Annotated in this window: 12 protein-coding genes and 3 tRNA genes; 7 read left to right on the forward strand and 8 right to left on the reverse strand. The window is 63.2% G+C overall.

Annotation, left to right across the window (positions count from 1 at the left end; translation table 11 throughout):
• Positions 1-26 precede the first annotated feature (26 nt).
• The 4 genes from BGP00_RS11845 to BGP00_RS11860 form a co-directional block, all read right to left on the reverse strand.
• Entirely contained in the window at positions 27-1,724 is a 1,698-nt protein-coding gene (locus tag BGP00_RS11845) for an EAL domain-containing protein (RefSeq protein WP_292689415.1), read from the reverse strand.
• Positions 1,725-1,908: 184 nt separating this feature from the next.
• Positions 1,909-1,985: transfer RNA gene (locus tag BGP00_RS11850), tRNA-Pro, on the reverse strand.
• A gap of 160 nt (positions 1,986-2,145) precedes the next feature.
• Positions 2,146-3,678, reverse strand: coding sequence for a methyl-accepting chemotaxis protein (locus BGP00_RS11855; RefSeq protein ID WP_292689416.1), 1,533 nt, complete (start codon positions 3,676-3,678; stop codon positions 2,146-2,148).
• 3 nt (positions 3,679-3,681) lie between these two features.
• Positions 3,682-4,014 carry a hypothetical protein gene (locus tag BGP00_RS11860; protein WP_292689417.1) on the reverse strand — a complete coding sequence of 111 codons (333 nt, stop codon included), beginning with the start codon at positions 4,012-4,014 and terminating at the stop codon, positions 3,682-3,684.
• A 135-nt stretch (positions 4,015-4,149) separates the two neighbouring features.
• Here BGP00_RS11860 and thyA point away from each other — a divergent pair, with 135 nt between their 5' ends.
• The 4 genes from thyA (at position 4,150) to BGP00_RS11880 (ending at position 6,118) form a co-directional block, all read left to right on the forward strand.
• The gene (thyA, locus tag BGP00_RS11865; RefSeq protein ID WP_292689418.1) at positions 4,150-5,118 is read left to right on the forward strand and encodes a thymidylate synthase; all 969 of its coding nucleotides are present in this window, start codon (positions 4,150-4,152) and stop codon (positions 5,116-5,118) included.
• A 12-nt stretch (positions 5,119-5,130) separates the two neighbouring features.
• Positions 5,131-5,724, forward strand: coding sequence for a YdeI/OmpD-associated family protein (locus tag BGP00_RS11870; RefSeq protein ID WP_292689419.1), 594 nt, complete (start codon positions 5,131-5,133; stop codon positions 5,722-5,724).
• A 206-nt stretch (positions 5,725-5,930) separates the two neighbouring features.
• Positions 5,931-6,007, forward strand: a tRNA-Asp gene (locus BGP00_RS11875).
• A gap of 34 nt (positions 6,008-6,041) precedes the next feature.
• Positions 6,042-6,118 (forward strand) — tRNA-Asp (locus BGP00_RS11880).
• An 88-nt stretch (positions 6,119-6,206) separates the two neighbouring features.
• Here the strand turns inward: BGP00_RS11880 and BGP00_RS11885 are convergent.
• From BGP00_RS11885 to BGP00_RS11900, 4 genes are all read right to left on the reverse strand, one after another.
• Positions 6,207-6,422 (reverse strand): DUF2842 domain-containing protein, encoded by a 216-nt coding sequence (locus BGP00_RS11885; protein ID WP_183624248.1) that lies wholly within the window; start codon positions 6,420-6,422, stop codon positions 6,207-6,209.
• Positions 6,422-6,994: a 5-formyltetrahydrofolate cyclo-ligase gene (locus BGP00_RS11890; RefSeq protein ID WP_292689420.1), complete on the reverse strand. Its 573-nt coding sequence runs from the start codon at positions 6,992-6,994 to the stop codon at positions 6,422-6,424. Before BGP00_RS11890 ends, BGP00_RS11885 begins: the two co-directional genes overlap by 1 nt.
• Positions 6,995-7,339: 345 nt before the next feature.
• Entirely contained in the window at positions 7,340-7,648 is a 309-nt protein-coding gene (locus BGP00_RS11895; protein WP_292689421.1) for a cell division protein ZapA, read from the reverse strand.
• Complete coding sequence (locus BGP00_RS11900; protein WP_292689422.1) at positions 7,645-7,869, reverse strand: hypothetical protein; 225 nt, start codon at positions 7,867-7,869, stop codon at positions 7,645-7,647. The genes BGP00_RS11895 and BGP00_RS11900 overlap by 4 nt, the downstream gene beginning before the upstream one ends.
• 196 nt (positions 7,870-8,065) lie before the next feature.
• On the opposite strand from BGP00_RS11900, the gene tkt reads away from it, so the two are divergent.
• The 3 genes from tkt to BGP00_RS11915 all read left to right on the forward strand — a co-directional run bounded on the left by tkt (position 8,066) and on the right by BGP00_RS11915 (position 12,358).
• Positions 8,066-10,039, forward strand: a complete 1,974-nt coding sequence (tkt, locus tag BGP00_RS11905) for a transketolase (protein ID WP_292689423.1) — start codon at positions 8,066-8,068, stop codon at positions 10,037-10,039.
• Positions 10,040-10,053: 14 nt separating this feature from the next.
• The gene (gap, locus tag BGP00_RS11910) at positions 10,054-11,061 is read left to right on the forward strand and encodes a type I glyceraldehyde-3-phosphate dehydrogenase (protein WP_168602655.1); all 1,008 of its coding nucleotides are present in this window, start codon (positions 10,054-10,056) and stop codon (positions 11,059-11,061) included.
• Between the two features lie 97 nt (positions 11,062-11,158).
• Positions 11,159-12,358: a phosphoglycerate kinase gene (locus tag BGP00_RS11915; RefSeq protein ID WP_292689424.1), complete on the forward strand. Its 1,200-nt coding sequence runs from the start codon at positions 11,159-11,161 to the stop codon at positions 12,356-12,358.
• The last annotated feature ends 12 nt before the right edge of the window (positions 12,359-12,370 follow it).

Here is a 12,370-nt window from a genome sequence, read left to right on the forward strand (position 1 = left end):
CCTGTTGGCGTCTCAGGTCCACCCTTTTAGGCGGTGCGGCGCCACTCTTGCGGCAGGACAGGATCGGCACTTTCGCTTTCATGGGCGTCCGGGCGGCTGCCGGCCAGCGAAACGTCATGGGCGTGGGGTGCCAGCAGGTCACGTTCCGCCAGAAATTCGCGCGTGGCCTGGGCGGGCTGGGGCTTGCCGTAGAGATAGCCCTGACCCTTGAAGCTGCCCAGGGATTGCAGGCTTTCGAGCAATTCGGCCGATTCGACCCCTTCGGCCGTGACCGGCAGGCCAAGGCCCTTGCCCAGCAGCGCGATGGTTTCCACAATCGTGCGGCTGTCGGAATCCTCCTGCATGGCCAATACGAAACTGCGGTCGATCTTGATCCGATCAAAGGGCAGCTTGCGCAGTTGCGCAAAGGAGGAATAGCCGGTGCCGAAATCATCAAGGCTGATCGTGATGCCCTGATTGCGCAGCGAGGTGACGAGCGCCTGCACCACGGCGATGTTCTGGTGCAGACTGGTCTCGGTGATTTCAACCTCCAGCCGCTGGGGCGGGAATTGCGCCTCGACCAGCAGCTTGAGCAGTTTTTGCGCAAACCACGGATCGCGCAATTGCAGAGGCGAGATATTGACCGAGAGCGTGAGGCGCGGGTCCCATTCGCGTGCATCGCGCAATGCCTGACGGATCAGCGATTCGGACATGTCGGCAATGACGCCGATTTCCTCGGCAATCGGGATGAACACATCCGGCCCGATCAGGCCAAAAGTGGGCGAATGCCAGCGCGCCAGCATTTCAAAGCCCAAGACCTCGCCGGTGGCCAGATCGACCTGTTGTTCATAATAGGGCACGAATTCGCCCGCCGGAATCGCCTCGCGGATCGCCAGTTCCAGTTCGCAGCGATAGCGCAATTCGGTTTCCAGCGATTCCTCGAACCACAGCGGGGCAGGGCGCGTCTGCTTCTTGGCATGGAACAGCGCAACCTCGGCCAGATGGAGCAGGCCATTGGCGTCGATCGGCCCATTGCCCAGCCGGTTCTGGCGGTCGCCGCTGGCCAGCCCCACGCTGGCGCTCAGCCGGTGATTTTCCAGCTTGCGGTCCATCGCGGCCAGCATGGCGTCGGCAATATGGTCCACGCGCTCGGGATGACCGGGCGCAAAGGGAATGACGCAGGCAAATTCATCGCCGCCCAGACGCGCCAGCAAGGCCTCGGGCGGCAAAAGCGCCTCGATCCGCCGCGCCGTGTCGGTCAGCAGCAGGTCGCCGCCGGCAGTGCCGATCTTGTCATTGATGACCTTGAAGTCGTTGATGTCGAGCATCACCAGCGCCGCCGTCTCGCCCCGCTCACGCAAGGAGGCCAGCAGTTGATTGGCGCGCGGGGCAAAGGAATGGCGATTGAGGCAGCCGGTCAGCGGATCGGACTGCTCCATCTGGCGGGCCAGATCCTCGGCCTGACGGCGGGCCATGACCTCGCCGTGCAGATCCTGATAACGGCGCCAGCCAAAGATGACGAGCGCGATGTTCAGCAAAAGCGCGTTGGTCAAAAGCTGATCCGGGCCAAGCCCGATGCCGCTGGCCCGCGCCCAGACCTGCGAGAGCGCCTTGCCGCCGATGGCCGCGACCATGCATGTCGCCGTCACCGCAATGGCCAGCGCGAGCATGTCATTGCGCGCGGACCGGGCGGGCCGAGCGTCTGGTTGTGAACTGGCCCGCTGGATCTTGGCAATGACGGACATGGATATGGCTTGCCCCTGAAGCGCGAAATTGGATGAAAGTTAGGATCAGGTTGTGAAATTTGCGTTAATAATTGTCGCGGTGGGCCTAGGTGGGCGGTGCGGTGGCCGGGGCAAATATCTTGCACGCAAAGAAAAAGGCGGCCCGAAGGCCGCCTTATCCTGTATCTCTCCAAAAGAGAGAAAATGGTCGGGGAAAGAGGATTCGAACCTCCGGCCCCTGCCTCCCGAAGACAGTGCTCTACCAGGCTGAGCTATTCCCCGACCGGTGCGGCTCTCTAAGAGCGCCGCTGGGCAGGAGCGCGCCTATATAGGGGGGTATTCACCTTGGCAAGCGGCAAGTGGCAAGTTTTTTCAAAAACCGACGCATTTTTTCAAAAAACCGCAGAAATCCCGGCTTTTCAAAGTTTTCCACAGGCGGCCGTTACGCCGCCAGCCCCATGCGGCCCCCGGATTGCCCTTCCGAACTCTCCCCGCTGAACCGGCCCACGGCGTTGATCAGCACGTTGGTTTCGCCCGAGAGCGCCTGCAGCGCCGCGTTGCTTTCCTCGACCATGGCGGCGTTCTGCTGGGTCGACTGGTCAAGGATGCGGAACGTGTCGCCCACGGCCGAAAGATCCTCGGCATTGCTGTAGGCCGCATCGGCAATCGCGCCCACCGCCTGGGCGATCTGGCCGATCTGGCCGATGATGCCCTGCAGCGCCTCGCCGGTCTGCAGCACCTGCGCCACGCCTTCGGAAACCTGATGAGTGGATGTGTCGATCAATTGCTTGATGCCGTTGGCCGCATCCGCGCTGCGCTGGGCCAGAGCGCGCACTTCATTGGCGACCACGGCAAAGCCCTTGCCCGCATCGCCCGCACGCGCGGCTTCGACCCCGGCGTTCAAGGCCAGCAGATTGGTCTGAAACGCGATGCCGTCGATCAGGGTGATGATCTGGCGAATCTCCTGCGCGGATTTTTCGACCAGTTCCATCGTCGCCATGGCGCGGCTGACGACATGCTGGCCGTCATTGGCGCTTTGCTGGGCTTGATCCAGCGCGGCATTGACCGAGGCGGCGTTATGCGCGGTGTTGCGCGCGGCCTCGACAAGGCGCTGCATGGTCGAACCTGCCTGTTCGACGCGGGCGGCCTGCTGCTCGGTGCGCATGGCCAGATCGTTGCTGGCGGTGCGCATTTCGGCCGATCCTGCCTGAATGACGCTCGATGCGCGCGAGACCTGGCTGACCAGCGCGGCCAGATCGCCGACCGAACGGTTGAAGTCCTCGCGCAATTCCTCGAACTGCGGCGGGAAACGGCGGTTGAGTCGGTGGCCCAGATCGCCGCGTGCCAGCGCCTGCATCGCGGTGCCGATTTCCTCGACCACCTCGCGCCGCTCGGCCTCGGCGCTTTCGCGCTCGCGCTCGGCGGCAAGGGTGACGCGTTCCTTTTCCTCCTGCGCGGCCTCCTGCTGGATCATCACCTGCGACAATTTATGCACAAGCGCGATCAGCACCCCGGTTTCCACCAGCAGGATCACCGCATGGAGCACCACGCGAAAGAGATCGCCCGTCGCGCCAAACACCAGCGAAGGCGCGATATAGCTGAGCAGCAGATGGTGGAGCGCGGTGACCACTGTGGCAGCGACAATCGGGCGCCAGTCGACCAGCATGGGCAGCATGGCGATCAGCGCAAAGAAGGTCATGTGCAGATCGACCTGCCATGTGGCGCCGCTCCATTGATAGAGCAGCACCGCGCTGAACAGGGGCAGCGTGGCGCCGATCGCGATGCGCGCCACGCAGTCATCCTTGCCCGACATCATCAGCAGCGTCGGCACCGCCACCAGCGCCAGCGCCAGCAGCACCGGCGCAAAGCCCGAACCGGCGATCATGCTGCCGATCAGCACCAGAATAGTGATGAGCCAGCATACGCCGACAAGGGCCTTCATCCCCAGATGACGCAGATTGACGATTTCCTTCATGGTCTATCCTTGGTGATTTGCAGATTGCGGGGTTGGAGGAGACTGGCAAAGCGAAGATGGAGCGGCGAAAACCAGCGCTCCGGCCTTCAGCGCGGAAAAAGGCGTATAGGGGCGGCGCCCGATCAGGATCAGACTGCCCCGCGCGATGCCCCTTCCGGTCAGGGGCAGGCCCTGTTGCCTGGCCCACAGGGCGGCCCCGGCGCTGTGTCCCGGCAGGGGCAGCACCAGCATCGCCATCCCGGAGCGCGGCCACAGCGCGATCAGCGGCATCAGCACGATCGCCAGCGCCAATTGGACAATGGCCAGTTGCCGATAGGGAAGGATGACGGATTTCAACGCGGGCAACCCATGAGAATGATATTCGCCCGTTTTACTACGGTAGACTTTGGCATTTCGCGTGCACGAGTTCCGCAAATACCCATAGGAGATGCGGGGCGATTGCCGGTGGCTTTCGGCGCGGGGCGGCGTTAGATGAGGGGGATGCAGACCGACAGTTCCAGCTCTCGCCGCCATTGGGAATGGCAATATCTCGATCTAATGCGCCAGATCTGGGAAACGGGCGATGAGCGGCGTGACCGTACCGGGGTCGGCACGCGATCGCTATTTGGCGCGACGATTCGCTGCGATCTGTCCGATGGACGTATGCCGCTGGTCACCACCAAGCGGGTGTTCTGGAAAACCGCCACGCGCGAATTCCTGTGGTTCCTGACCGGCGACACCAATATCCGGGCGCTGTGCGCGCAGGGGGTGGAAATCTGGACCGACTGGCCGCTGGCGAATTATCGGCGCGAGACGGGGGACCAGATCACGCGCGAGGATTTTTCCGCGCGGATCGTGGCGGATGCGGAATTTGCCGCGCGCTGGGGCGATCTGGGCCCGGTTTATGGCAAGCAATGGGTGAACTGGCCCACGTATGAGCCTGCCGGTTTTGATGAAAACGGTGATAGATTGTATCGGCTGGGGCAGGGGATCAATCAGGTTGCGGATCTGGTCCATGCGCTGAAAACCAATCCGGGCAGCCGCCGCCATATCGTTGAAGGCTGGAATGTGGCCGAGGTGGACGCGATGGCGCTGCCGCCTTGCCACAAGACCTATCAGTTCCATGTGGCCGATGGGCGCCTGTCGGGCATCCTTTATCAGCGCAGCGCGGATCTGGCGCTGGGCGTGCCGTTCAATCTGTGGGGCGCGGCGCTGTTCGTCCGCCTGCTGGCGGCGCAGACCGGGCTGGAGCCGGGCGAACTGGTGTGGATGGGGGGCGATGTGCATCTCTATCTCAACCATGGCGATCTGGTCGAGGAACAGTTGAAGCGCGTGCCCTCGGGCGAGCCGAGGCTGGCGATTGCGCCGCGGGCGCAGAGCATCTTTGATTACCGGATCGAGGATTTCTCGGTGCTGGATTACGCGCCCCAAGGGAAATTGGGAGCGCCCGTCGCTGTGTAAAAGGGAGAGCAAATGGATCAGAGAATCGATGCCTATATCGCGGCCGCGCCCGATTTCGCGCGGCCGATCCTGATCCATCTGCGCCGCGCGGTGCATGAGGCCGTGCCGGGGCTGGGCGAGACGATCAAATGGTCGATGCCCCATTTCACGCTCAATGGTAAGAATCTGGCCGGGATGGCGGCGTTCAAGGCCCATTGCGCCTTTGTGATCCATGGCGCGGGGCGTCAGGGGGGCGAGGAGGGCCACCGTGATGATGGGCTGGGCGCCTATGGCAAGATCGCCAGTATGGACGACCTGCCCGATCCTGATACGTTTCGGATGCGGCTGATGGAGGCCGCGCAGGGCCTGTCGGGGACGACGAAGGCCGCCCGTGCGCCCAAGGCGCCCAAGGCGGAGATTGCCGTTCCTGATGATCTGACAGAGGCTCTGGCGGAGAATGTGGCGGCGCGGGCGGTGTTCGAGGGTTTCGCGCCCTCGCATCGGCGCGATTATCTGGAATGGATCGTCGAGGCCAAAGCGCCCGCCACCCGCGCCCGCCGCATCGCTCAGGCGGTGGAATGGATGGGGGAAGGGAAAAGGCGCAATTGGAAATATGAAAAGTGCTGATTTTGCGGCATTAGTCTGTGGATAAATCGCATTGTCACGCGCCAGAAACAGATTCGTGGCAGGGATTAAAGGGCGTTCACCGCGTGAAAACCCTGAAAAACCGGGGCTTGGGCAAAAGCATGTTCAAGCCTGTTGACAGGTCGCCCCTCCCAACGTAGAGGCCGCGTCACCCAAGGGGCGCTGCCCCGAAGGAAACATCGAAGTGAGCGGGTGTAGCTCAGTTGGTTAGAGTGCCGGCCTGTCACGCCGGAGGTCGCGGGTTCGAGCCCCGTCACTCGCGCCACTTCATGGTTCCTTGCGAGGCCCAAGCATATTGCGCGGGTGTAGCTCAGTTGGTTAGAGTGCCGGCCTGTCACGCCGGAGGTCGCGGGTTCGAGCCCCGTCACTCGCGCCACCTTGGGTCCATTTCCGAAAGGAAAACAAAAAGGCCCGGTCCATCGCGGATCGGGCCTTTTTTGCGTCTGGATTAAACGCCGGGGGATTTAGCCCCAGCGCCCGGTCTCCATCCAGATCAGGAAGCGCCGCAAGGGCAACAGCCAGACCACGCCCAGCACGACATAGACCGGCATTTGCCCCAGCGCGGGCCAAGGCGCGATCCACGGCGCGATATAACGCGCCACCAGCGCCGCATAGACCGCCAGCCCGATCAGCAGCAGCAACAGGCCCGCCGGAATGCGCCACGTAGGTTCTTTGCGCATCAGATATCTCCGTAAAGGCGGGTGGGGGTGATCACCGCGCGAAGAGGCATATCATGGGGCTCTGTGGGCAGGCTGTCCACCTTCTGGCAATCCCATGCCAGCCCCAGCGCCATCACGCCCGGATTCGCGCCCAGCCAGCGGTCATAATGCCCGCCGCCTTGCCCCAGCCGCAGGCCATCCTCGGTAAAGCCCACCAGCGGCACGAAGGCGACATCGGGAAACAGTTCCTCGGCATCGGCAGAGGGCTGGAGCGCGCCATAGGGGCCGGTTTCCAGCCCTTCATCGGCAAAGGGATCGTTCCATGCGCGAAACTGCATCGGCGCGCCCACGGCGGCAAACCACGGCAGGGCGATTCGCCGCCCGTTTTCGGCAAACCATTTGGCATAGGATCGCGTCGGCGCCTCGCCCGAGATGGCGTGATAAAGGCCCACAACCGATCCTTCGCCCGCCAGCGCCGCCACCGCGCCGGGCGGGCGCAGAAACAACAGGGCGGACATCGAGGCAGGCAGGGCATTCACATGTTCGCGGCGCAGGCGGCGCAAACGGGCGCGCAGGGATTTTTTGTCGGTCAAGTCAGCCTCTCAAACGGCGTCAGCCCTCTCCCCCTGCCATGCTACCCTACGGGTTATCATCTGGGTGGCAGGGCAGGGGGAGAGGGCTGGCGCCGCAAGCGTTGGCCGGAGGGCCAACGCGCAACATATAAAGGGTGACGGGACCACCATGGGCCGTTGCCGGGAAATCCTCTGACGCCTCGACGTCAGGTGGGGACCATGTACCAGAGGCCAGAGCCAGTGGCAGGGACAGCCCCCTAGGATTGCTTATAGCCTCAGGGATTTTCATGCGGCTCGCACCGGGCAGTACCCGTCACGCACATATGTAGGCGCGATGGGGCAATTTCTCAAGGGCCAGAACGAAGGTCAGATAAGATCTTCAACCGATGCGGCCAGTTGTTCGAGTCTTGCGGCAAGAGTCTCCAGCCGCTCGGCTGTTGCGGGATCGCAGCGCGGGGCGCCCTGATCGACCTGCTGGCGCAACTCATGCAGTTCGTCGGCCAGCAGGAGCGCGGCAAAGAGCATCGAGCGCACCTCGCTCTGATTCGTCGTGCCGGGCAGGGCATCCATCTTTTCCTCGATGATGCGGCCCAGCATGCGCACATGCTCTTCCTCGCCCGGCGAGCAGGCGACCGCATAATCGCGCCCGCCGATCATCAGATCGACCCGGCTCATGATTGTTGCGCCCTTGCGATCAGCACATCGAGGGTGGAAAGCGCCTCGCCCACCTTTTCGCGCAGGATTTCGTGGCGCACCTCAAGCTGGGCGGTCTGACCGGCCGCATCGAGGCGAGCCTGTCGGGCGCGCTGTGCGGCATGGGCGATCCGGTCCATCGCGGCCTCGATCCGGTCGAGGGCGCTGTTCATCGGGGCGGGTTCTTGTTCGCTGCTGGCCATCAGGGGCAGAGGCCTAGCGCAATAATTTTGCCCTTGCAAAGGCCGCAGTGGCCCAAATGACAACGGTTGCGGCGATTTCGATGCCATTTTGGCTCTGCGCAGAGGTTGACGCAGCGCCCCACGGTCCGCAATGGAGGCGGCGCGAATCGCACGCCTGTGTGCCTGTGCATACCTATTCGGAGCTTTCGGAAGCATCATGAGCATTACCGCCCCCCGCCTGCAAAACATGGCCAACGCCATCCGTGTGCTCTCGATGGATGCGGTTCAGGCCGCCAATTCGGGCCACCCCGGCATGCCGATGGGCATGGCCGATGTTGCCACGGTGCTGTTTTCGAAATTCCTGAAGTTCGATCCGGCCCAGCCGCGCTGGCCTGACCGCGATCGCTTCATCCTCTCGGCGGGCCACGGCTCGATGCTGATCTACAGCCTGCTGCACCTGACCGGTTATGAGCAGCCCACGATCGAGGACATCAAGAATTTCCGCCAGCTGCACTCGGTTTGCGCCGGTCACCCGGAGAATTTTGAGCTGCCGGGCGTGGAATGCACCACCGGCCCGCTGGGTCAGGGCCTTGCCATGTCGGTGGGCTTTGCCATTGCCGAGCGTCATCTGAACGCCCAGTTCGGTGACGATCTGGTTGACCACAAGACCTTCGTGATCGCGGGCGACGGCTGCATCATGGAAGGCATCAACCACGAGGCCATCGGCCTTGCCGGGCACCTGAAGCTGGGCCGTCTGGTCGTGCTGTGGGATGACAATCGCATCACCATCGACGGCGACACCGACCTGTCGACCAGCGAAGATGTGGCCGCGCGCTATACGGCGACCGGCTGGCATGTGGTGTCCTGCGACGGGCATGATTTCGCCGATATCGAACGCGCGATTGCCGAAGCGGTGGCTGATCCGCGCCCCTCGCTCGTCGCCTGCCGCACGATCATCGGCAAGGGCGCGCCCAACAAGCAGGGCGGCCATTCGGTGCACGGCTCGCCGCTGGGCGCCGCCGAAGTCGAAGCCGCGCGCGGCGAACTGGGCTGGACGCTGCCTGCGTTCGAACTGCCCGCCGATGTGCTGGGCGACTGGCGCAATGTGGGCGCTCTGGGCAAGACGGCGGCGGTTGACTGGGCCGCGCGTGTGGCGGCCAGCGACAAGGGCGCCGAACTGCTGCGCCGCATGAACGGTGAGCTGCCGGATCAGACCGAGGTGCAGGCCACGTTCGACGCATGGCTCGAAGGCAACCAGAAGGTCGCCACCCGCAAGGCCAGCCAGCTGGCCTTGGAAGTGCTGACCGCGCATGTGCCCGAAATGGTGGGCGGCTCGGCCGACCTTACCGGTTCGAACCTGACCGATACCAAGTCGACCAGGCCCTTTGGTCCGCAGGACTATTCGGGCCGCTATGTCTATTACGGCATCCGCGAATTCGGCATGGCTGCGGCCATGAACGGCATGGCACTCCATGGCGGGATCATCCCCTATGGCGGCACTTTCCTTGTGTTTTCGGATTATTGCCGCAATGCCATTCGTATGTCGGCTATTCAGCGGGCCAAGGTGGTCTATGTGCTGACGCACGATTCGATTGGCCTTGGCGAGGATGGTCCGACCCATCAGCCGATCGAACATGTGATGTCGATGCGCATGATCCCGAATCTGGAAGTGTTCCGCCCCGCCGACGTGATTGAGACCGCCGAGGCATGGCAATTGGCGATCGCCAATGAAGGCCGCCCCAGCGTGCTGGCTCTGACCCGTCAGAACCTGCCGCAACTGCGCCACTCGGGTCCGAACCTGACGGCGAAGGGGGGCTATCGTCTTGTCGCCGCCACGGCGCAGCGCAAGGTGGTGATCGTGGCGACCGGTTCGGAAGTAGAGATCGCGATGGCGACTCGCGCCGCGCTTGAAGCGCAGGGTGTGGGCGCCGATGTGGTCTCGATGCCGTCGATGAGCCGCTTCCTTGAACAGGATGCGGCCTATAAGGCCGATGTTCTGCCCGCCGACGTGCTGAAGGTCAGCATCGAGGCAGGTACGACCTTTGGCTGGGAACGTATTACGGGCCTTGACGGTCTGCGCTTTGGTATCGACACCTTTGGCGCGTCGGCTCCGGCCCCGGCTCTTTATGACTATTTCGGTCTTACGGCTGAAAAGATTGCGCCGCAAATTCTTGCGGCACTCCAGAACTAACGAGGAGGATACTCATGGCTGTGAAGGTTGCCATCAACGGTTTCGGTCGCATTGGGCGCAATGTGGCCCGCGCCATTCTGGAGCGCCCCGACTGCGGGCTCGAACTGGTTTCGATCAACGATCTGGCCGATGCCAAGGCCAATGCCCGTCTGTTCAAGCATGACAGCGTCCACGGCACTTTCTCGGGCACCGTCGAAGTGGACGGCAACGACCTGATCCTGAACGGCAAGCGCGTTCAGGTGACCGCCGAGAAGGACCCCGCCAACCTGCCGCATGCCGCCAATGGCATCGACATCGCGCTGGAATGCACCGGCTTCTTCGTCGACCGTGATTCGGCCGGCAAGCACCTGACCGCCGGCGCCAAGCGCGTGCTGATTTCGGCGCCCGCCAAGAAGGTCGACAAGACCGTCGTGTTCGGCGTGAACCATGAAACGCTGACCGCCGACGATCTGATCGTCTCGAACGCTTCGTGCACCACCAACTGCCTGGCGCCTTTCGCCAAGGTTCTGCATGAATCGATCGGTATCGAGCGTGGCCTGATGACCACGATCCACTCGTACACCAACGACCAGAAGATCCTGGACCAGATCCACAAGGATCCGCGTCGCGCTCGCGCCGCTGCCCTCAACATGATCCCGACCTCGACCGGCGCTGCCGTGGCCGTGGGCGAAGTGCTGCCCGAACTGAAGGGCAAGCTGGACGGTTCGTCGATCCGCGTGCCGACCCCGAACGTGTCGGTCGTCGACCTGACGTTCCAGCCCAAGCGTGACACGACCATCGAGGAAGTGAACGCTCTGCTCAAGGCTGCCGCCGAAGGTCCGCTCAAGGGCGTGCTGGGCTATACCGAAGAGCCGCTGGTTTCGATCGACTTCAACCACGATCCGCACAGTTCGACCATCGACGCGCTGGAAACGGCTGTCATCGACGGCAAGCTGGTGCGCGTGCTGAGCTGGTACGACAACGAGTGGGGCTTCTCGAACCGCATGCTGGACACGGCAGGCGCGATGGCCAAGTTCCTCTGATGGAACACCGGGGCGGGAAGGGAAACCTTTCCGCCCTTTGTCTCTCAGGCATATGTTTACGATCGGACGCTAAACCTGCGTTCCGAATTGGGGGTTAGTGATGGCTTTTCGCAAGCTCGATGATCTGGGCGATGTGACCGGCAAGGTCGCGCTGGTGCGCGTGGACTTCAATCTGCCGATGAAGGATGGCGCGGTGACGGAAGACACCCGCGTGCGCGCCGTGGCGCCGACCATTCTGGAATTGGCCGACAAGGGCGCCAAGGTGCTGCTGTTGGCGCATTTCGGCCGTCCCAAGGGCAATCGCGTGGCGGATCAGTCGCTCTCGCTGGTCGTGGGCGCGGTGGAAAAGGTGCTGGGCCGCGAAGTGATGTTCGTTCCCGAAGTGGCCGGTGATGTCGTGAAGCAGGCGGTGGGCATTCTGGGCGCGGGCGATATTGCCCTGCTGGAAAACACCCGCTTCTGGCCGGGCGAGGAAAAGAACGATCCCGAACTGGTCAAGGCGATTGCCGAGGTTGGCGATTTCTACGTCAATGACGCTTTCTCGGCCGCGCATCGCGCCCATGCCAGCACCGAAGGTCTGGCCCATGTGCTGCCCGCTTATGCCGGTCGCTCGATGCAGGCTGAGTTGGAAGCGCTGGAAAATGCGCTGGGCAATCCGGTGCGTCCGGTGGCCGCCGTTGTCGGCGGGGCCAAGGTGTCGAGCAAGCTCGATGTGCTCAAGCATCTGGTGACCAAGGTCGATCACCTGATCATCGGCGGCGGCATGGCCAACACGTTCCTTGCCGCGCGCGGCGTGGATGTGGGCAAGAGCCTGTGCGAGCATGATTTGGCCAGCACCGCCGAAGAGATCATGGAAGCGGCGGACGCTGCCGGTTGCACCGTGCATCTGCCCTATGAAGTGGTGGTGTCAAAGGAATTTGCCGCCAATCCGCCTTCGCTGCGCACCTGCAACGTGCATGAAGTGGCCGCCGACGAGATGATCCTCGACGTTGGCCCCAGCGCGGTTGAGGCGCTGGCCGACGCGCTGAAAACCTGCAAGACGCTGGTGTGGAACGGGCCGATGGGCGCGTTTGAAACCGTGCCTTTCGATGCGGCGACGGTGGCTCTGGCCAAAATCGCGGCGGCGCTGACCAAGGAAGGTTCGCTGGTCTCGGTGGCGGGCGGCGGTGATACCGTTGCTGCGCTGCATCACGCCGGGGTGGCGGGGGACTTCTCCTATATCTCGACCGCAGGCGGCGCTTTCCTTGAATGGATGGAAGGTCGCGAACTGCCGGGCGTCAAGGCGCTCGAAATCTAATAAATTCGCCCG

The organism is Novosphingobium sp. 63-713 (assembly GCF_001898925.1).
In the GTDB taxonomy this organism is placed as follows: Bacteria; Pseudomonadota; Alphaproteobacteria; order Sphingomonadales; family Sphingomonadaceae; genus Novosphingobium.